We start from the raw sequence: 18614 nt of genomic DNA on the forward strand, positions 1-18614 counted from the left end.
TCGCGCACTCAATTCACCGAATTGCTCACCATCACCTCGATCAGCTTCGCGCCGGGACGGCTGAACGCGGACTTCATCACGCTCTTCAGCTCCTGCGGGTCCGTCACCTTGATTGCCTCGAGCCCGAGCGAGCGCGCGACGCCGGTAAAATCGACCGGCGGGTCGATGAAGTCCATCCCGACATAATTGTCGTCGCCGTGGAAGGCGAGCAGCCGCTGCTTGATGATGCGATAGCCGCCATTGTTGACGATGACGAAGGTCAGCGGCAGCTTGTGATTGGCCGCGGTCCACAGCGACTGGATCGAATACATCGACGAGCCGTCGCCGGAATAGCACACCACCGGGCGTTGCGGATTGGCGAGGCTGACGCCGACCGCGGCCGGCAGGCCCCAGCCGATACCGCCGGATGCGAGCGCGTGATAGCCGTAGCGGTCGCGATGCGGGCGCAGCGCGAGGATCTGCCGCGACGAGGTCAGGCCCTCGTCGACCAGGATCGCGTTATCCGGCATCGCCTCCACGACCTGCAGCGCCAGCCAGTCCGGATCGATCGGCGATTTCAGGTTCGCCTTCGCGATCTGCTCGACGAGCGCCTTGCGCTTCGCCGCCCAGTTCTTCGTCGATAGCGCCGCGAGGCCCTGCTTCGCACGCGTCTCCAGCGCGCCGCCGCCGAGCTCCTTCAATGCCGGGACCAGCGCGCGCAGCGTTTCCTTGACGTCGGCCTTCACCGCGATCTCGGCGCCGTAGTTCCTGGCGAGATCGCTGTCGATCAGGCCGACCTGCACGATCGAGAGCCCGTCCGGCAGCGGATCGACCTCGCTATAGACCGACATCCGCAGCGGATCGCCGCCGAGTGCGATCAACAGATCATGCGGCGCCAGCACATCGCGGGCGACCTTCTGCAGCCGCGCGATCGCGCCCATGAAGCTCGGGCTTTCGGAGAGGAAGTGCGAACCATAAGGCGTCGGCGATTGCCAAGGCCGGGCAGCCCAGCGTCTCGGCCAGATCGGCAGCCTCGCCCAGCGCGTCGCTCTTGACGATCTCGTCGCCGACGACGATCACCGGACGCTCGGCTTTCAAGATGCGCGCGGCCAGCGCCTTCAACGAATCTTCCGACGGCCGGACGCGCGTGTCGACCCGGGTGGAGCGGCCGAGCTCGATGCCGGCCTCGGCGTTCAGAATGTCGCCGGGCAGCGAGATGAACACCGGTCCCGTCGGCGGCGTGGTCGCGATCTTGGCGGCGCGGCGCACGATGCGCGGCAGGTCCTCGAGCCGCGTCACCTCGACCGCCCATTTCACCAAGGGCGTGGCCATCTGCACCAGCGGGCCATAGAGCACCGGCTCGGTCAGGCCGTGGCCCTGTTCCTGCTGGCCGGCGGTGAGGATCAAAGGCGTACCGGTGAAGCTCGCATTGTAGAGCGAGCCCATCGCATTGCCGAGGCCGGGTGCGACATGGACGTTGCAGGCGACCAGCTTGCCGGAGGCGCGGCTGAACCCATCGGCCATCGCGACGACCAGGCTCTCCTGCATCGCCATCACATAGGTGAGGTCAGGATGATCCTTCAGCGCATGCATGATCGGCAATTCGGTGGTGCCGGGATTGCCGAACAGATGCGTGACGCCCTCGTCCTTCAGCAGCGCCAGGAAAGCCGAGCGGCCGGTAATGCGATTCTTCATGTTCCCTCCAGGCCTGCCGGCGCGTTGGCCGACGGCGCCGGGGGAGATGACCAAACTTGCGCCTGGGGAGCAATCGAGCGGCCGGTCATGGCCGCATTCCGCTGGCGCGCGCCTGGCTCTCCGGGCTTTTCACTCCGCCGGTCAGTCCCTCGAAAGCCGGCGTTGGGCAGACGTGAACCTCGACGGCAGCCATCGAATTGCGCGGCCGACTTTAACGCTACTTTAGCCAGAGTGCCGTAAAGCGACGATGGTTTGCCTTCATCAAGCACATAGAACAGCATGCAGGGCCCGCAGTTGGCTCGCTTCGATCGCGGGGGTTCAGTCATGGACGCGCTGGCGGCCTGGAACGGAACCAGGCTCGATAGAGGACCGGGAACGATCGGGCGCGAGAAGCCGGGTCTCTATGTCTTCCTGATCGCAGTCACGTCTCTGTACTACCTGTCGAACGGGCCGCTCCTGCTCGGCCACCTTGATCTCGGATGGCACCTCGCCGCCGGAGACCTGATCAGGGAGCGTGGCAATGTCCCCTTCCAGGATCCATGGTCATTCACCCTCGGCGACAGGCAATGGTACAATCTGTCCTGGCTCTGGGACGTGATCGCCAGCGTGGTGTTTCAATACACGGGGTATATCGGTCTCACACTGTCAGTCATTGCATGTGGCGCCGTCATCACCGCATATCTTGCATCGATCTGCCTGCGCAGCGGCGCCTCGACGCTCGCGGTTGGCATTTCCGTTCTCGCCGCGTGCGTGCTCTACCCGGCGTTCGTGACCGCGCCGAATTCCTATCTCGCCGCTTCGCCGAACACCCCGACCATGCTGTTCTGCGTCGTTTTCTACGCAGAGTGCCTGAAGCGAACCAGATGGTTCCTGCTGCCGGTGATGATGGTGCTTTGGGCCAATCTGCATGGCGGCTTTGTGCTCGGGCTTTTCATCATCGGCCTCTTTGGCGCCGCGTGCGTGCTCAGGCGGGACTGGGCAGGTCTTAGGATCTACAGTTTCGCAGCAGCCGGCTGCCTTGTCGCAATCCTGATCAATCCTCTCGGCTGGCGCATCTACGACGGCGTCACCACCACGCTGGGCCATTTTGCGCAGGCGAACATCACCGAGTGGTGGTCTTACTCCGCGAACTTCAGCGTGCCCGGGAGCATTCCCGGCATCGTCTATATCGCGATATTTGCCGCGTTCGAGCTGCGCCACCCTGCTGCCTCGCCCGCTCCTCTGGAGTCGCGGCTGCTGTCCTGGCTGGTCCTGTTGCTGGGATTCTATCAATACCGGTACATGTCGTTCTTCTTCATGTTCGCAACGGTGCCGCTCGCGCTTCACATCGACCGGGTGCTGCCCAAGCAACTCAACGACCTCAAGGTCCAGGGCTCGCTCCTGGTTGCCGGCATCGTCGCAATGTGCGCGCTGCCGCTGACCTTGATGTACGTCAGACCGGCGCTCGCGATGCCGCAGCTGCTCTCGGAGCAGGATGCGCGCTATCTTCAAAGCCATTTTCCGCATGCACGGCTGCTGAACCACTGGAACGTCGGTGGCCTCCTGATCTTCTACACACGTGGCGCCGTGCCGGTGTTCGTCGACGGCCGGTCGGCCACCGCCTATCCCGATGAGCTGCTGCGCGACTATTTCAGCCTGATCAAATGGGAGATCGACGAGACCGCATGGGACGCCGTCCTCGCCAAGTACAAGATCGATACGGTGCTCTGGGTGAAGGCGCACGAACCTCTGAAGAGGTTCCTCGTGGACAAGAGAGGGTGGACTGAGGACTACGTAGGGACGGAAGAGGTCATCTACGTGAAGCACTGACGCAGCCAGAGCATCGGTCCTGATTCAATCAGCACCGAATATGCCCTAGAACATCCCCTCGCGCTCGCTGCGCTTCTTCTTTTTCGAACGCTGCCAGACCACGCCGGGATAGCCCTTCAGCGGCACCAGTGGCTCGCCGGTGTAGGCCCACTCCTGCAATTCCTCGATCGCGATGTGATAGAGCGGCTGTCGGCCGGTGCGCCCCGAAAACAGCGCGCGCGGGATATTCACCATGTGCGGCGACCGTGCGCGCTCGTAGATGATGGGCGTGCCGCAATTGGCGCAGAAGCTGCGCGCGGTCTTGCTTTTCGCGTCCTCATAGCGCGAGAGCTCGCTCTCGCCTTGCGTGATACGGAAGCGCTTCTTCCAGCTGCCGACATAGGTCGCATAGACCGCGCCATGGGCGCGGCGACTCGTGGCGGTGTGATCGTGCCAGGCCCAGCGCGCCGGCACATCGATCTCGAACCGCACCTTGCCGCACAGGCATTGGCCGGCCGCAGGCTTCGCCAGCGCCACGGGCTTTGATTTCTTTGTCGGCTCGAACTCGTCGTCCGGAAACATCGGGAGCTCTCCGGCTTTGTCCGCCGTCATTGCGAGCGAAGCGAAGCAATCCATCTATCGCGCGTGAGGAGCGATGGATTGCTTCGTCGCTCCGCTCCTCGCAATGACGAGGAAGGAAGCATTGTAGCCCGGACGCAGCGAAGCGAAATCCGGGGACGGTCGATCCGCCGACAAAAGGCCCCGGATTGCGCTGCGCCTCATCCGGGCTACGAAGCTGCGAAGACTTACGCCCGCGCCAACTCGTCGTGGGCGGGATAATCCGTGTAGCCCTTCTCCTCGCCGGCATAGAAGGTCGCGCGGTTGTACTTGGTCAGCGGATAGCCGCGCTGCAGGCGGCGCGGCAGGTCCGGGTTGGAGATGAAATAGCGGCCGAACGCGATCGCATCGGCATGACCTTCGGCGACCGCGCTCTGCGCGCTGTCGCCGACGAAATTGCCGGCCGTGATCAGCACACCGCTCCACATCGGGCGGTACAGCACCATCGCGGACGGCACGTTCTGCCAGTCGACCTCGGCGCGGCCGGTGCCCGAGGCGCGCGGCTCGATGAAATGCAAATAGGCGAGCCCGAACTTGTCCAGCGCCTTGATGGCGTGGCTGTAGAGCGGCATCGGGTCGGCCTCGCCGCTGCCATTGGCAATGCCGTAGGGCGACAGCCGCACGCCGACGCGGTTGGCGCCCCAGACCTCGGTCACCGCCTGCGCCACTTCCAGCAGGAAGCGGACGCGGTTCTCGATCGAGCCGCCATACTGGTCGGTGCGCAGGTTGCTGCGCGATTGCAGGAACTGCTCGATCAGATAGCCATTGGCGCCGTGGATCTCGACGCCGTCGAAGCCGGCGGCGAGCGCGTTCTTCGCGCCCTGCCGGTAGGCCTCGACCATCACGGCGACCTCGCCGGTCGTAAGCGCACGCGGCGTCTCGTAGTCGACCACCTTGCCGTCCGCCGTCATGCACCTGAACTCGGCGGGGATCGCGACCGCCGACGGCGCCACCGGCAGCGCGCCATCGGGCTGGAACGAGGAATGCGAGACGCGGCCGACGTGCCAGAGCTGCAGGAAGATCAGCCCGCCCTTGGCGTGCACGGCATCCACCACCTCGCGCCAGCCCGCGATCTGGGCTTCGCTGTAGATGCCGGGGACGCCGGGATTGCCGAAGCCGGTGGCGACCACCGGCGAGGCTTCCGCGATCAAGAGGCCGCCGGGCGTGGCGCGCTGCGCGTAATATTCCGCGTTCATCGGCCGCGGCGCGAGGCTCGGCCGCGCCGCCCGCATCCGCGTCAGCGGCGCCATCACGACGCGGTGCTTCAGCTCATAGGGACCGACCTTGAGCGGCGAAAACAGCGATGGAGAACTCATGCCTACCCCGATTATTCTTTGTGATGTCCCGTTATGTCACGGGTTCATCTTGTTCGCAAAAGCAGGTAGTGGCAATCTAGCGAACAGACAAGCAGGCTTGCCATGTCGAAACCGAGCGCCACATTGCTCCCCTCATTGAGCGTCCGCATCGATCTCGATGCCGAAGACCGCATCGGACCGGGCAAGATCCTGCTGCTCGAGCAGATCAGGGAATGCGGCTCGATCTCGGCCGCCGGCCGCGCCATGGACATGAGCTACAAGCGCGCCTGGGACCTGGTCGACGAGATCAACCGCATCTGCCGCCAGGCGGCGGTGGAACGCCAGACCGGCGGCAAGAACGGCGGCGGCGCGGTGCTGACCCCGTTCGGCCTCTCCTTGGTGGCGCGCTACCGCAAGATCGAGCGCGATGCGGCTACCGCCGTGCGCAAGGATCTCGAGGCCCTGCGCAGCGACATCGGCAAGCCGAAGAAGGCCGCGGGGCGGTAAGGGCAAGAGCCGACGGCCGTTGCAGGGGCGCTTACGAAAATATCGAAAACAACCCCATGCACAGTAGCCGGCGGCGGGCCGGCGTTCGACAAGGCAACTTGACGCGTCGGGCAAATCAGGGATATATTTCTAATATTCAGAAATCATGCGAGCGTTGGGGTGAGGGGGTTCCCTCCGCGAGCACGCTGAACATTGAGACCTGTACCCCCTCACCCGGATTGCATCTGTCGATGCAATCCGACCTCTCCCCGCAGGCGGGGAGAGGTGAGAAGAAGCAAGCGCTAGCCCGTCTTGATCCAGACCGCCTTGACGTTGAGATACTCCTCGACGTGCTGCTTGCCGGACTCGCGGCCGTAGCCGCTCATCTTGTAGCCGCCGAACGGCACCGCCGGATCCATCGCCTGGTAGCAATTGACCCAGACCGAGCCGGCGCGCAGCGCCTTAGCGACCTGGTGCGCCTTGCTGACATTGGTGGTCCACACGCCCGAACCGAGGCCGAAGGTGGTGGCATTGGCGCGCTTGATCAGCTCGTCCGGATCCTTGAACGAGATCGCCGAGATCACCGGGCCGAAGATCTCCTCCTGCGCGATGCGCATGTTGTCCTGCACATTGGCAAACACGGTCGGCTGCACGAAATAGCCCTTCGACAGCGCGCCCTCGGTGAGGCGGCCGCCGCCGGCCAGCGCCTTGGCGCCTTCCTTCTGGCCGATGTCGAGATAGCCGGAGACGCGGTCCATCTGCTGCTGCGACACCAGCGGCCCAATCTGGGTGTTGGGGTCGAGGCCGTTGCCGACCTGCAGCTTCTTGCCGAACTCGGCGACGCGGCCGACGAACTCGTCATAGACCTTCTGCTCGACAAACAACCGCGTGCCGGCGCTGCAGATCTGGCCGGAATTGGCGAACACCGCCATCGCAGCGCCCGGCACCGCGGCGTCGAGATCGGCGTCGGCGAACACGATGTCCGGCGACTTGCCGCCGAGCTCGAGCGAGACGCGCTTGAGGTTGCCGGCCGACGCACGGATGATCGATTGTCCCGTGACGTGCGAGCCGGTGAAGGCGACCTTGTCGACATCGGGATGCGAGGCGAGCGCCGCGCCCGCGGTCTCGCCGTAGCCCGGCACGACGTTGACGACGCCGGGCGGAATGCCGGCCTCCATGCAGAGCTCGCCGATGCGCAGCGAGGTCAGCGGCGATTCCTCGGCCGGCTTCAGCACCACGGTGCAGCCGGTCGCGATCGCGGGGCCGATCTTCCAGATCGAGGCAGTCAGTGGACCGTTCCAGGGGATGATGGCGCCGACCACGCCGATCGGCTCCTTCAGCGTGTAGGAGAAGATCTCGCCGGGCAGCGAGTTCTCGATGGTCTCGCCGTGGATCGCGGTGGCCTGCCCGGCGTAGTAGCGCAGCATGCCGAGCGCGCGCAGCTTGTTGCCGCGGGTGCGGCTGATCGGCGCGCCCATGTCGAGCGTGTCGAGCTGGGACAGTTCCTCGAAATTGGCCTCGACCAGCTCGGCGAGCTTGAGCAGCATGTTCTGCCGCTCGAACGGCTTCACCTTGCTCCACGGCCCTTCGAAGGCGCGGCGCGCGGCCGCAACCGCGCGGTTGATGTCCTCTGCATCGCCCTCGGCGACGGAGGCGAGCAATTCGCCGGTGGCGGGGTTGTGGGTTTCGAATTTCTTGCCGGAAGCGGCGTCGACCCATTTGCCGTCGATCAGCATCTGCTTGTAGGAGCCATCGGCATAAGGATGGCGCGTGATCGGAATAGCCTGCGAAACAGCCATGTTTGCACTCCCTGTAAAATGTCGGCTGAGGTGTTTTGGAAGCGTTATATCGGCGATTCTACAGCGCGGCCGCGAAACCGTAAAGCGAAGCAAGCGTTGTCGAGGGTGGCGCGCATGAAAACCTCCCATGCACCCGCGTGCATGGTGGGTGCGATATGCTAGGTAAGGGTCTTCTTGTGTGACGCGTTTTCTTCACGCGAACCGGGAACCACTTCGCTTGAAAACGCTATGCTAACCTCAGCCACAGATGTGTCCGGAGACCGACGATGCCTCACCCCGTGATATCAGCCAATCATGTTGCCGTGATCACCGGAGGCGCATCCGGCATCGGGCTTGCCGCCGCGACGCGGTTTGCCGAAGCCGGCATGAAGGTCTGCATCGCCGATCTCGGCGATGACAGGCTGAAGGCGGCTGCAGCAAAACTGTCATCTGCCGCACCTGGCGGCGCCGCCGACATCATGACGGCTGCGGTCGATGTCAGCCGCGCCGATGAGGTCGCAGGCCTTGAAGCCGCCGTCGCGAAAAAATTCGGCGGCACCGACATCCTGATGAACAATGCCGGCATCCAGCCCGGCAGCGCGATGTTCGGACCTGCGGACAATTGGCAGCGCATCCTCGGCGTCAACCTGTGGGGCGTCATCAACGGCACCCAGGCGTTCGCGCCCAACATGATCAAGCGCGGCCGGCCGGGGCTGATCATCAACACCGGTTCCAAGCAGGGCATCACCACGCCGCCGGGCGATCCCGCCTACAATGTCTCCAAGGCCGGCGTGAAGGCGTTCACCGAGGCGCTGCAGCACGAGCTGCGCAACACCGACGGCTGCAAGATCACGGCGCATCTCCTGATCCCCGGCTTCGTCTTTACCGGGCTGACCGCGCGCGGCCGCACCGAGAAGCCGGCCGGCGCCTGGACGTCGGAGCAGACCGTCGACTTCATGATCGAGCACCTCACAACCGGCGATTTCTACATCCTCTGCCCGGACAACGACGTGCCGCGCGCGCTCGACGAACGCCGCATCCTGTGGGCCGCCGCCGACATCGTCGAGAACCGCCCGCCGCTGTCACGCTGGCATCCGGACTTTGGCGACGCGTTCGCGGCGTTCGTGAAGGGGAAGTGATCGTAGGATGGGTGGAGCGCAGCGATACCCATCATGTCGCCATGCACGCGATGGGTATCGCTGCGCTCCACCCATCCTACGCGGCTATTCATCCCGTCACCCTGAGGAGCGCGAAGCGCGTCTCGAAGGGTCGACGGCCCGACTGGGGCCGATTCATCCTTCGAGACGCCGCTTCGCGGCTCCTCAGGATGACGGGACGAATAGCTTTGTAGGATGGCTCCACCCATCCTAAGCAGCTACTTGCCCGCCGGCAGCGCGACTGGAACGAAGCCGAACGCCTTCAGTGTCGCCTGCCCCTGCGGCGACATCAGATACATCGCGAAATCCGCCGCACCGGCCTGCGCCTTGCGCGAGACGGTCAGCCCGTATTCCGGTCCGACCACGAGCTCCGGCGGCAGCGCGACCGACTTGTATTTTGCGGAGTCGCGCACGATCTGCTGCGCGCCCGAGCAGTAGTAGACCAGGAGATCGATTCGGTGCTGGTCGATCGCAGCCAGCAGATCACTGACAGTCATCGTCGTGGCGGGGCCGCCGAACAATTGCTGCGCCTTCTTCGACAACGTGTCGAAAGCGCCGGGGTGCATCGCGTCGACCTTGCGGAACATCTCCCAAGTGTAGTCGCCGGACGGATCGGAGACCGGCGTCGATGTCGCAATCTTGATCTCAGGCTTGAGCATCGCCTCGACGAGATGATCGGTGTCCAGCGGACGATCGGCCGACGTGACGACGCACATCGCGTTCTTCGTGAACAGCATGCTGGGCCCGGAAATGCCCGCATCGGTGAGCGCCTGCGCATGCGGCAATGCCGCTGACGCGAACACATCGAAGGCCTCGCCCTTCTGCAACCGCTCGCGCAAGCCGCCCGAAGGTCCAAACACCGGCGCGAAGCTGTGGCCGCACTGCTTGCCAAAATCCGCGAAGACGGCAGCAAACGCGTCCTTCAGGCTGCCTGCTGCCATCACCTTGAGCTCGGCTGCCGAGGCCGCGGACGAAAGACCAATCAAGAGGGCTATCAACAATGCGCGCATCGATAAACTCCAGTCGCCGTCATTCCGGGGCAGCCCGAAGGGCTGAGCCCGGAATCCATCGCGCCACGAGGCCTGCGGCTCTATGGATTCCGGGCTCGCGCTGCGCGCGCCCTCAGGTGCGCAATCGCGCACCGGGGAATGACGATGGATGAATTTGCGCTGGATGTCACCGCGTCCGGACTAATTCGCGCGCACCCGCACCGGCGTCTCCGGCTGCGACACCAGCGCCTCGCCGAGTTCGCTCTGCTGAGCGCGCGGGATCGAGAAGCAGACGCTGAAGCCGTCCGACGTCTTGAGCGTCATCATGCCATGGGCCGGATCGGTCGACTGCTCGAGCACCCATGAATCCAGCGGATAGGCGTAGCGCAGGCTCTGGTCGCCGAAACGGGTCTGCAGCGCCTTGCTGATCAGCCCGGGCAGCGTCATGACCAGCGCGCCGACCTGGTTGATCGACAGGCGGATGGTTGCGGGCTCACCCTTGCCGTCGACGAATCCCAGCGAAATGGCGCAGCCATCGGGCGCGACCTCGCAGGTGGTGAGCTCCTGGGTTTCGATCTGCATACCGGCACTCCGGATCATTTCTTCGTTATATTCGTAAAGATATATCGCTCGGCCGGCCGCCGTCCAGCCGTTATTGGGGGACCATCTTTGGCCGTGGCCCGCCCGCCGCAATCGTGATATATGACGAGATATAGCGAGGCCCGCGAAGGGCCCGTTTGACCAGGGAGAGCAAAGCCTATGAGTGATTACAAGCTTCTCATCGACGGCAAGATGGTACCCGGCGACCAGACCATGTCGGTGCTCAATCCGGCGACCGAAGAGGTGGTGGCGCAATGCGCCCGCGCCTCCAAGGAGCAGCTCGACAAGGCCGTCGCCGCCGCGAAGGCCGCCTATCCCGCTTGGGCCGCCACGCCGATGGAAGAGCGTCGCAAGCTCATCATCAAGATGGCTGAGGCGATCGAGGCCAACACCAACGAGCTCGCACACATCCTGACCAGCGAGCAGGGCAAGCCGCTCGCGGATGCCACCGGCGAGGTGATGGGCATGGCGGGCTTCTTCCGCTACCTCGGCTCGCTCGACCTGCCGATGCGCGTGGTCGAGAATTCCGGCGACCGCAAGGTCGAGGCCTATCGCCGCCCGCTCGGCGTGGTCGGCGCGATCATTCCCTGGAACTATCCGCTGCTGATCCTGGCATTCAAGCTGCCGTCGGCGCTGCTCGCCGGCAACACCCTGGTGGTGAAGCCTGCGCCCACCACGCCGCTGGCCTCGCTGCGCTTTGCCGAGCTGGTCAAGGACATCCTGCCGAAGGGCGTGCTCAACTTCATCGCCGATGCCAACGATCTCGGCGATCACATGACCAAGCACCCTGACATCCGCAAGATCTCCTTCACCGGCTCGACCGCAACCGGCCAGAAGGTGATGGCGAGCGCGTCGCAGACGTTGAAGCGGATCACGCTCGAGCTCGGCGGCAACGACGCCGGCATCGTGCTCGACGACGTCGACCCGAAGAAGGTGGCGCCCGGCATCTTCGAGGGCGCGTTCCAGAACTCGGGCCAGGTCTGCCTCGCCATCAAGCGGCTCTATGTGCACGAATCCGTCTACGACGAGATCTGCAACGAGCTGGTCGCGATTGCAAAGAACACTGTGGTCGATGACGGCTCCAAGCAGGGCACCAAGCTCGGCCCGCTGCAGAACAAGATGCAGTACGAGAAGGTGAAGGCGTTCCTCGACGACGCCCGCAAGAACGGCAATGTGATCGCCGGCGGCGCCGCGATGGACCGTCCCGGCTATTTCATCGAGCCGACCATCGTGCGCGACATCAAGGAAGGCTCCAAGCTGGTCGACGAGGAGCAGTTCGGCCCGGTGCTGCCGGTGATCAAATATTCCGACAAGGATGATGTGATCCGCCGCGCCAACGCCACCACCTACGGCCTCGGCGCGTCGGTCTGGTCGTCCAACATCAAGCGCGCCCATGAGGTCGCGACCCAGATCGAGGCCGGCACGGTGTGGATCAACAAGCACCTCGACATGGCCCCGAACATTCCGTTCGGCGGCGCCAAGCAGTCGGGCATCGGCACCGAATTCGCCGAGGAAGGTCTTGCCGAATTCACCCAGCTGCAGATCATCAACGGCCCGCCGGCCGCCTGATCCGACAACATGCGGCCGCGACGCCTACCCCCTGGCGCCGCGGCCGCCTCTCTTCTTAACAACGAACAGAGCCCATCATGTTCGATGCCCAATGCGACCTTGCCGCCCTGGTCTATGACGACAGGGACGATCCCGACGCCGTCCTGCGCGACTTCGCCGGCGAGCTGAAGGCGCACGGCGCGCGCGTGGTCGGCATGGTGCAGACTGGCCAATGCGCGGATTCCAGCCTGTCGGCGGTGCTGGTCCACAGCGGCGAGACGCTGCTGCTGGCGCAGCCGCCCGCTCCGGGTGCGACCGGCTGCAAGCTCGACCTGTCGCGGCTGCAGGACGCCGGGCGTCCGCGTCGCCGACGCGCTCGCTGAAGGCGCCGATCTCGTCATCGTCAACCGCTTCGGCAAGCGGGAACGCGACGGCAAGGGCCTTGGCTTTGTGATCGAGCGCGCGCTCGATGCCGACATTCCCGTCGTGATCGCGGTGTCACGCCAAAGCTTTGCCGACTGGATCAAGTTCGCCGGCGGCATGAGCGTGAAGCTCGCCTGCGACCGCCACGCGCTGGATGCCTGGTGGCGCAACGTCTCGCTGCGAACCGCGGCCCGGATCGCGCCGGATCACACCACGGTCTGCGAGGCGTTCAAGTAGAGGTGCTTTGTAGGATGGGTTAGCTAACCCATCCTATTCTATTTATCCCGTCATCCTGAGGTGCGAGCGGAGCGAGCCTCGAAGGATGCAAGGCCCGGCCGGTGGCCGTCGATCCTTCGAGACGCGCTACGCGCTCCTCAGGATGACGGGACATGCAGAATCGCAGGATGAGTTAGCGAGCCCCACCATACAGACCACGGCCCCGCTTACAACGTTTCCTGCTTGTGGTCGCAGTTCTTGCAGGTGAACTTGACGCGGGACTGGCCCTTTTCCGCCTGCACACGGTTCGGCGCGCCGCATTTGCCGCAGACGGCCTCGATCCGGGTCGTGCCCTGCTTGATGACCAGGTTCCGCTTTTCCATGGTCTCGCGGATCAGGCGCTCGGCCTCCTCGCGCAACGATTGCTTCGACATTAACCCCACCGGTCATTGGTTTGCGGGCGGCGTCATAGCACGACCCCGTGAAGCTTTGACAGCAGATATCGAGCTCTATTTCTGAGTATATCCTAGAGCGTTTTCGAGCGACGTGGATACCGGTTCGCGTGACGAAAACGCGTCAATACAAAAAATCTACACGATGAGCCGATCGACCGGCAGCCGGAAATGCCGCGGTTCCAGCGGTTTTGCGGGCCGGCCGATGCGGAACACGTTGACGAGGCGCAGATCGGTGCCGATCCTGCCGAGCTTGCGCAGCCGGTCGTTGAAATCGGGATGATCGGCCAACGCCGAGATCGGGCATGCCACCAGCCCGGCGCGATCGATCTCCAGCCAGCCGCGGTAGAAATGCCGCCCCGTCGTGAGTGGATCCTCACCGACCGGACGACAGAACAGCACGATCGCCGCGGCCGAGGCGGTCTTGGCGCTGTCTGACAGCAGCGATGCGGCAAGACCAAGTCGATCGAGCGGCCTGAACAGACCGCCGAGTAGGTAGCGCGCGGCGGTGGCCTCGACCGCGTTCATGGCGAGCGCTTCGCGATTGAGGCCGTCGACCAGATAGTGCGGATGGTCGGGCGACAACCGCATCCATGCGAGCAGTTCGGCCCGATAGTCGTCACCGTGCACGAAGGAGAACTCGGCCTGGTCGGCCCAGCCGGCGATGTCGGCAATTGCCTGGCGATCGCCAATGCAGACCAGATCGTCACGCGCGACGGCGAGCTGCACCAGCGGCGCGGGCTGATCGGGCGACGCCGCAAACTTGCCGCGCCACGACATCCGGTGCGCCACATGGCCGGCCAACGGATCGGACGCGACGCCTTGCCTGATCGCAAAGCTGCAGAGCGCGGTAAATTGCGGCGACAGCGGCTGCTCGATCGTGGTCATCGCCGTGATGGCGAGGCCGCGGCGGTTGAGCGCAAGGCTCATGCCCTCCAGCGCCGCGCCGTGCGACACCAGCACGTCGTGTCCGGCGGGATCGGCGACCGGCGCGCGCACCGAGGTGTCGTCGACTAGCGCCAGCCGGCCGTCGCCGAGCGGGCGCCAGCGGGTCGGCTGGATGTTGTGGACGCTCGGCGCCAGCCGCGCCTCCGCGACCAACTCGCGCAGCAAATCCGGCGTCAGCTCGCTCATGCCGCGGCCAGCCGCTTGGTGAACAGATGCAGCCGGTGCAGCGGCGTGGCGCCCGCCTTCTCGACCTGGCGCAGCGACGGCGCGTTGATGTCGGCGATCCAGGTGCCGCCGAGCGTGCGGTAGCCGGCCTCCTGCAACGCCAGCGCGGTACGGTAGAGCATCGCGCCGTTGAGGCCGCGATTGTGCAGGTCGCGGCAGACCGACTGATAGATCAGCACGGCGCGGGTGTTCATCATGCGGTGCTGCACGAATTTGAACGGCGCCGTCAGCCCGACCCGGCCGCCGATCGCCTTGATCAGCGGGTTGAGATCGGGGATTGCGATGATCGCGCCGGCGGGCCGGCCGCGGTGATAGACCACGGTCGAAATCCGTTTGTCGATGATCCACATCATGTCGCCGGCCTGGAACAGATATTCGGCCGCGGTCGGCGGCACGAACATCGGGTTGTCGGCAAAGCCGTCGTTGAGGATCAGGCGCGCATCCTCCAGCCGCACCTTGAAGGCGGAGCGCTTGATCGGCTGCCAGACGAAATCCTTGTCAGTTAGCACCGCGCGTTGCTTGTCGCCGAGCAGCTGCTCCGGCTTGCCGCCGTCGAGCGCGATCTCGAACGTCGTCATCGGGAAGGTCGCCGCATAGCCGGCGCGTTCGAGGTGCTGCGCGATATGCGGCGGCGACCACATCATGTCGGTGAACGGCGCATGGTCGAAGCCGTCGGTCATCACCCCGATCTGCTGCATCGCCGTGAGATTGAAATTGCCGGCGATGCGGGTCATGCCGCGCGCGGACAGCCACTGCTCGGCAGTGCGCAACAGCGCATCGGCCACATCGAGATCGTCGACACAGTCGAAGAAGCCGAATGCGCCGTGGCGCGTGCCGTGCTTGCGGTTGGAGGCATCGTGGATCGAGGCGGCGATGCGGCCGACCGGGCGGCCGTCGCGATGCGCCGAGAACAGCGCAAAGCGGCCATGGCCTTCGGTGACGAACGGATTCTTCGCGGCATCGAACATCCGATCGAAATCGCTCCACAGCGGCGGCACGTAGAGGCTGTCGGGCCCATAGGCATTGAGGGCGGCGTCGAAGGCCGCCTTGCGGTCACCCTCCCGGATCTCGATCGTCATTTGGCCTCCGGGGTCAGCGCCAAGAGCCGCCGCACCAGCGCCAGCGCGGTTTCGGTGGCCGGATCGGCTGCGGTGACGGGCACCGCGAGCACGATCAGGTCGAGCGGATCATGCGCGAGCACGATGACATGGGAGGCGTTGTTGGCGGTCATCAGCGAGACCATGCGCTCGGCGGCGGGGTCGGTCGGCGCCAGTCCCCACGGCGCCTCGGAGCGGCGCAGCACGCGCCTGGTCGACAGGAAATCGCGGAGCAACGGCGGATCGTAGGGTCCAAGCTCGTCTTCGCGGAAACGCCGGGCGCTCTCGAAGATCGGATGCCGTGCGAGCTCGGCGATCAGCTGCTCCCGCGTCTGCGCCGGTGACGCCGCGACCGAATTGAGCACGCCGGGCTCCTGCGATTCGAACAGCGCGCGCAGCGCGTCGGTCATCAGCCCGATGGTGAGCACGCCCGCGATCGCAACCGCGACGAACCGGATCATCTGGGCGGCATCGACGTCGGGCGCCATGAAGGCGGCGGCGAGCCCGAGCAGGCCCGAGGAGATCAGCCGCAGCGCCATCATCGCGAGCCCATGCCGCCGCGTCTCGGCGCCGCCGCCGGCGATCAGCATCACGGTCACCGTGAGCAGCGCGCCCAGCGCGCCGAGTCGGACCGGGATGTCGGGAAATAGTGTGCGAAAATCGGTCAGGATGAACGGGATCACGACCAGTGCGCCGACCGCCATGCGGCCGATGCTGCGGTTTTCCGAAGCCATCAGCGATGCGCGGTCGCGCGTCGCCAACAGCAGTGCGCAGGTCGCAAAGCCAACGAGCTGGAACAGGGCCAGCGCGACTGCATAAGGCATCGCAAAGCGCTGCAACCCGAACAGGCCGCCGAGGCCGAGCAGGATGCCGCCCGCGAGCGCTGCGATCTTGACCGCGCGCGGTGCGTGGCGGCGCAGGATGCCTTCGGTGACGATCAGCGCGCCGAGCGGGATCAGAGCGGCCGGGATCACCGAGAGGCGGTCCAGCAGCCAGCTTCCGCTCCACCACGCAAGGCCACGGTCGAGGAACAGGGTCGCAATCACGCCGAGCGCGAGCAGCAGGCGGCGCGTCAACGGGCTCCTCGGATCGCGCCGGTAGAACGTCATCATCGCCACCGCGACGCCGATGGCGCCGCAGAGATTGACAATGGAGTCGGCGATCACCCCCGAGGTCATGCGACGCCCGTCAATTGATCGATCGCCCGCCGTACCAGCGGGCGCATCAGGGCCGCAATCAGCGCATTGCGCGGCTTCTCGATCGCCGGCCGGTGCGGGTTGAGGAACCAGCCGCGGCAATCGGTGCCGGAGGTGCGGCCGAGGATCAGCGCGACCGCCTCATAGGCCATCAGCATGCCGGTCGAGATCACCATCGGTGCGAACGACATCCGGCTGCGGCGGCCGGCCGCGACTTCGCCGGCGATGGCGAGGTCGACATAGTTGCGCGAGGAGGAATGCAGCATGACATGCTCGATCTCGGCACGCATCGCGGCGCGGCGGTCGTCCTCGGTAATCTCGGTCCAGTCCTTGGACAGGGTCGGGAAGCCGAGGCGCTCCTCGGGCCTGGGATCGTGCGGGCGCACCACGATCACCGACGGCAGCGGCGACATGTAGGCGTCGATCACGGTTGCATCGGCGCGCTTGGCGGTCCGGTACAGGTGCACGCCGGCGGCGATATCGTCCATGCCGTTAACGATGACCGGGCAGCGTTCCGCAATGCCGGCGAGCTCACTGGTCCAGTTCTCGCCAAGCACCTCGACCTCGATGGTCGGGTTGATGCGTCTGGCGGCTTCGGCGGCGACCGCGGCCTTCTCACGGCCGACCTCGTCGGCAAAGGCGAACACCTGGCGATTGAGGTTGGAGACCTCGAAGCGGTCGATGTCGGCGATCACGAACTTGCCGACGCCGGCACGCGCCAGCGCCATGAAGGCCGCGCCGCCCATGCCGCCGACGCCGCAGACGAACACCCGCGCCTGGCGCAGCAACTGCTGCTCGTGCTCGTCGATGAAGCCGATGTTGCGGCCGGTGAACGAGTAGTAATCGAAATTCATCGCGCGGTCCCGCTGTCCTGCCTGCGCGGCCGCAACGTGCCGAAGGCGCGGGTGTCGTCCATCCAGTAGACCACCGGCAGCACCAGCCGCTGCAGCGCCAGCATCGCGGACGCCGCAAGCAGCGCCGGCAGCGAGCCTGAGGGCACCTCGCTCATCAGATAGCGGCGCGCGCCGGCAAGATCGACGCGGCCGATCTGCAGCACATCGTCGCCGCGGCCGTAATCCAGCTCGCGCTCGCAAAATTCGTTGTAGACGGCATCGCGATGCTTCGGCGCGATCTCGAAGGTTTTCTTCAGCGCATCCGAGCCGCCGGTATAGGCATTGGTGATGATCGAGCGCGCCTCGTCGAAGCCGGCCTCCTCGCCGACGCCGAACACCGCGCGGTGCTTTGCCATGATGCCGCGCGCCAGTTGCAGATGCGCAAAACTCTGCCGCGCGCCCGGCAACGGAGACGGGAATACGTCCGAGAAGGTGTCGCTGACCATACCGACCACCGCCGGCACCTGGGTGACATTGGAGATCCATTTCGGCCGCAAGCCATCGCGGGCGAACAGCACCAGCGCGGTCAGGCCGTAAAGCACCCAGGACAGGCCCTGCCCGCGCACGTCGGGATCGACCATGACGAGGCCGAGATGGGTGACTTCGGTCGGCTCGCCGTCGAGTGGCACGTCCATCACCGACAGCGCGTTGAAGGCGATCGGCCGCCCGGTGTCTTCCTCTGAGATCAGCGTGATGATGGCGCGCGACAGTCGCTCGGGCTCGCCGGAGAAGATGCCGTAGGTCAGGCTCTCCTCGGGCAGGGTTTTGGCGGCGACGATGCGGAGCTGCTCGACCAGCGCGTCGAGCTCGTCCTTCGGCAGCGACAGGCCGGGCGATTCGACGATGCGGGTGCGCTGGCCGGCCTGGGTGCGCAAAGTGAGATCGATGGTCGGTTGCGACAGCGCCTTCAGCCAGAAGGCGCCATGGCTGCGCAGGCCGTCAAAGGCCGCGCGCGCCTTGCCGAGAGTCTTGGCAAAGCTCCTGCTGCCGCGCGAAGCGGGCGTGCGATTGTCCGTGGACGCCATTTCTCTGTCCCTCGGGCGCGATCTCTGCACTCTCGCCTGTTAAGGAGCCATGAGTGCAACCTGGCGCTGTTTGCCGCAGGGTAAACAAGGCCTTCCGGAAACGGAACAAGTTGGTGGTAAGCGGCCTGCGACCTATCCACCGTCATTGCGAGCGCAGCGAAGCAATCCATCCGTCCGCATATGCGGTGCAATGGATTGCTTCGTCG

General features: G+C 65.3%; 17 protein-coding genes and 1 pseudogene. 6 read left to right on the forward strand and 12 right to left on the reverse strand.

Going from position 1 to position 18614, the window contains the following annotated elements:
• Window positions 1–8: 8 nt before the first annotated feature.
• A pseudogene (locus ACVIGA_RS14190) lies at window positions 9–1674 on the reverse strand (thiamine pyrophosphate-binding protein).
• Window positions 1675–1998: 324 nt separating this feature from the next.
• On the opposite strand from ACVIGA_RS14190, the gene ACVIGA_RS14195 reads away from it, so the two are divergent.
• Window positions 1999–3483: a hypothetical protein gene (locus tag ACVIGA_RS14195; RefSeq protein ID WP_456666865.1), complete on the forward strand. Its 1485-nt coding sequence runs from the start codon at window positions 1999–2001 to the stop codon at window positions 3481–3483.
• Between the two features lie 45 nt (window positions 3484–3528).
• Here the strand turns inward: ACVIGA_RS14195 and ACVIGA_RS14200 are convergent, their stop codons facing one another.
• On the reverse strand, window positions 3529–4044 hold the full coding sequence (locus tag ACVIGA_RS14200) for a GFA family protein (RefSeq protein WP_456666866.1): 516 nt from the start codon (window positions 4042–4044) through the stop codon (window positions 3529–3531).
• Window positions 4045–4268: 224 nt separating this feature from the next.
• Window positions 4269–5396 (reverse strand): alkene reductase, encoded by a 1128-nt coding sequence (locus ACVIGA_RS14205; protein ID WP_456666867.1) that lies wholly within the window; start codon window positions 5394–5396, stop codon window positions 4269–4271.
• Between the two features lie 102 nt (window positions 5397–5498).
• On the opposite strand from ACVIGA_RS14205, the gene ACVIGA_RS14210 reads away from it, so the two are divergent.
• Window positions 5499–5882 carry a winged helix-turn-helix domain-containing protein gene (locus ACVIGA_RS14210; protein ID WP_456666868.1) on the forward strand — a complete coding sequence of 128 codons (384 nt, stop codon included), beginning with the start codon at window positions 5499–5501 and terminating at the stop codon, window positions 5880–5882.
• 281 nt (window positions 5883–6163) lie between these two features.
• Here ACVIGA_RS14210 and ACVIGA_RS14215 read toward each other — a convergent pair whose 3' ends face one another.
• Window positions 6164–7660: an aldehyde dehydrogenase family protein gene (locus ACVIGA_RS14215; RefSeq protein WP_456666869.1), complete on the reverse strand. Its 1497-nt coding sequence runs from the start codon at window positions 7658–7660 to the stop codon at window positions 6164–6166.
• A gap of 266 nt (window positions 7661–7926) precedes the next feature.
• Between ACVIGA_RS14215 and ACVIGA_RS14220 the strand changes: the two genes are divergently transcribed.
• The gene (locus ACVIGA_RS14220; RefSeq protein ID WP_456666870.1) at window positions 7927–8778 is read left to right on the forward strand and encodes an SDR family NAD(P)-dependent oxidoreductase; all 852 of its coding nucleotides are present in this window, start codon (window positions 7927–7929) and stop codon (window positions 8776–8778) included.
• A 236-nt stretch (window positions 8779–9014) separates the two neighbouring features.
• On the opposite strand, the gene ACVIGA_RS14225 is transcribed toward ACVIGA_RS14220, so the two are convergent.
• Together ACVIGA_RS14225 and ACVIGA_RS14230 are read right to left on the reverse strand one after the other, a co-directional pair.
• Window positions 9015–9806: a substrate-binding domain-containing protein gene (locus ACVIGA_RS14225; protein ID WP_456666871.1), complete on the reverse strand. Its 792-nt coding sequence runs from the start codon at window positions 9804–9806 to the stop codon at window positions 9015–9017.
• Between the two features lie 180 nt (window positions 9807–9986).
• Window positions 9987–10367 (reverse strand): hypothetical protein, encoded by a 381-nt coding sequence (locus tag ACVIGA_RS14230; protein WP_223967008.1) that lies wholly within the window; start codon window positions 10365–10367, stop codon window positions 9987–9989.
• A 177-nt stretch (window positions 10368–10544) separates the two neighbouring features.
• Here ACVIGA_RS14230 and ACVIGA_RS14235 point away from each other — a divergent pair, with 177 nt between their 5' ends.
• The 3 genes from ACVIGA_RS14235 (at window position 10545) to ACVIGA_RS14245 (ending at window position 12593) form a co-directional block, all read left to right on the forward strand.
• The gene (locus tag ACVIGA_RS14235; protein WP_456666872.1) at window positions 10545–11954 is read left to right on the forward strand and encodes an aldehyde dehydrogenase family protein; all 1410 of its coding nucleotides are present in this window, start codon (window positions 10545–10547) and stop codon (window positions 11952–11954) included.
• Between the two features lie 77 nt (window positions 11955–12031).
• A complete protein-coding gene (locus ACVIGA_RS14240; RefSeq protein WP_456666873.1) occupies window positions 12032–12316 on the forward strand; it encodes a DUF2478 domain-containing protein in 285 nt (94 codons plus the stop codon).
• Window positions 12243–12593 carry a DUF2478 domain-containing protein gene (locus ACVIGA_RS14245; protein ID WP_456666874.1) on the forward strand — a complete coding sequence of 117 codons (351 nt, stop codon included), beginning with the start codon at window positions 12243–12245 and terminating at the stop codon, window positions 12591–12593. Before ACVIGA_RS14240 ends, ACVIGA_RS14245 begins: the two co-directional genes overlap by 74 nt.
• A 206-nt stretch (window positions 12594–12799) precedes the next feature.
• On the opposite strand, the gene ACVIGA_RS14250 is transcribed toward ACVIGA_RS14245, so the two are convergent.
• From ACVIGA_RS14250 to ACVIGA_RS14275, 6 genes are all read right to left on the reverse strand, one after another.
• The gene (locus tag ACVIGA_RS14250) at window positions 12800–13006 is read right to left on the reverse strand and encodes a hypothetical protein (protein WP_024581255.1); all 207 of its coding nucleotides are present in this window, start codon (window positions 13004–13006) and stop codon (window positions 12800–12802) included.
• 156 nt (window positions 13007–13162) lie between these two features.
• The gene (locus ACVIGA_RS14255; protein WP_456666875.1) at window positions 13163–14158 is read right to left on the reverse strand and encodes a hypothetical protein; all 996 of its coding nucleotides are present in this window, start codon (window positions 14156–14158) and stop codon (window positions 13163–13165) included.
• Complete coding sequence (locus tag ACVIGA_RS14260) at window positions 14155–15276, reverse strand: GNAT family N-acetyltransferase (RefSeq protein ID WP_456666876.1); 1122 nt, start codon at window positions 15274–15276, stop codon at window positions 14155–14157. The genes ACVIGA_RS14255 and ACVIGA_RS14260 overlap by 4 nt, the downstream gene beginning before the upstream one ends.
• Window positions 15273–16472, reverse strand: a complete 1200-nt coding sequence (locus ACVIGA_RS14265; protein ID WP_456666877.1) for a hypothetical protein — start codon at window positions 16470–16472, stop codon at window positions 15273–15275. The genes ACVIGA_RS14260 and ACVIGA_RS14265 overlap by 4 nt, the downstream gene beginning before the upstream one ends.
• Window positions 16469–17344 (reverse strand): HesA/MoeB/ThiF family protein, encoded by an 876-nt coding sequence (locus ACVIGA_RS14270; protein WP_456666878.1) that lies wholly within the window; start codon window positions 17342–17344, stop codon window positions 16469–16471. The genes ACVIGA_RS14265 and ACVIGA_RS14270 overlap by 4 nt, the downstream gene beginning before the upstream one ends.
• A complete protein-coding gene (locus ACVIGA_RS14275) occupies window positions 17341–18408 on the reverse strand; it encodes a hypothetical protein (protein ID WP_456666879.1) in 1068 nt (355 codons plus the stop codon). The genes ACVIGA_RS14270 and ACVIGA_RS14275 overlap by 4 nt, the downstream gene beginning before the upstream one ends.
• Window positions 18409–18614: the final 206 nt, after the last annotated feature.

This window comes from Bradyrhizobium sp. USDA 3240, assembly GCF_054063295.1.

Excerpts from the sequence above, each read along its gene's own strand:
- ACVIGA_RS14195 (WP_456666865.1), top strand. The coding sequence starts at position 1,999 with ATGGACGCGCTGGCGGCCTGGAACGGAACCAGGCTCGATAGAGGACCG.
- ACVIGA_RS14200 (WP_456666866.1), bottom strand. The coding sequence starts at position 4,044 with ATGTTTCCGGACGACGAGTTCGAGCCGACAAAGAAATCAAAGCCCGTG.
- ACVIGA_RS14205 (WP_456666867.1), bottom strand. The coding sequence starts at position 5,396 with ATGAGTTCTCCATCGCTGTTTTCGCCGCTCAAGGTCGGTCCCTATGAG.
- ACVIGA_RS14210 (WP_456666868.1), top strand. The coding sequence starts at position 5,499 with ATGTCGAAACCGAGCGCCACATTGCTCCCCTCATTGAGCGTCCGCATC.
- ACVIGA_RS14215 (WP_456666869.1), bottom strand. The coding sequence starts at position 7,660 with ATGGCTGTTTCGCAGGCTATTCCGATCACGCGCCATCCTTATGCCGAT.
- ACVIGA_RS14220 (WP_456666870.1), top strand. The coding sequence starts at position 7,927 with ATGCCTCACCCCGTGATATCAGCCAATCATGTTGCCGTGATCACCGGA.
- ACVIGA_RS14225 (WP_456666871.1), bottom strand. The coding sequence starts at position 9,806 with ATGCGCGCATTGTTGATAGCCCTCTTGATTGGTCTTTCGTCCGCGGCC.
- ACVIGA_RS14230 (WP_223967008.1), bottom strand. The coding sequence starts at position 10,367 with ATGCAGATCGAAACCCAGGAGCTCACCACCTGCGAGGTCGCGCCCGAT.
- ACVIGA_RS14235 (WP_456666872.1), top strand. The coding sequence starts at position 10,545 with ATGAGTGATTACAAGCTTCTCATCGACGGCAAGATGGTACCCGGCGAC.
- ACVIGA_RS14240 (WP_456666873.1), top strand. The coding sequence starts at position 12,032 with ATGTTCGATGCCCAATGCGACCTTGCCGCCCTGGTCTATGACGACAGG.
- ACVIGA_RS14250 (WP_024581255.1), bottom strand. The coding sequence starts at position 13,006 with ATGTCGAAGCAATCGTTGCGCGAGGAGGCCGAGCGCCTGATCCGCGAG.
- ACVIGA_RS14255 (WP_456666875.1), bottom strand. The coding sequence starts at position 14,158 with ATGAGCGAGCTGACGCCGGATTTGCTGCGCGAGTTGGTCGCGGAGGCG.
- ACVIGA_RS14260 (WP_456666876.1), bottom strand. The coding sequence starts at position 15,276 with ATGACGATCGAGATCCGGGAGGGTGACCGCAAGGCGGCCTTCGACGCC.
- ACVIGA_RS14265 (WP_456666877.1), bottom strand. The coding sequence starts at position 16,472 with ATGACCTCGGGGGTGATCGCCGACTCCATTGTCAATCTCTGCGGCGCC.
- ACVIGA_RS14270 (WP_456666878.1), bottom strand. The coding sequence starts at position 17,344 with ATGAATTTCGATTACTACTCGTTCACCGGCCGCAACATCGGCTTCATC.
- ACVIGA_RS14275 (WP_456666879.1), bottom strand. The coding sequence starts at position 18,408 with ATGGCGTCCACGGACAATCGCACGCCCGCTTCGCGCGGCAGCAGGAGC.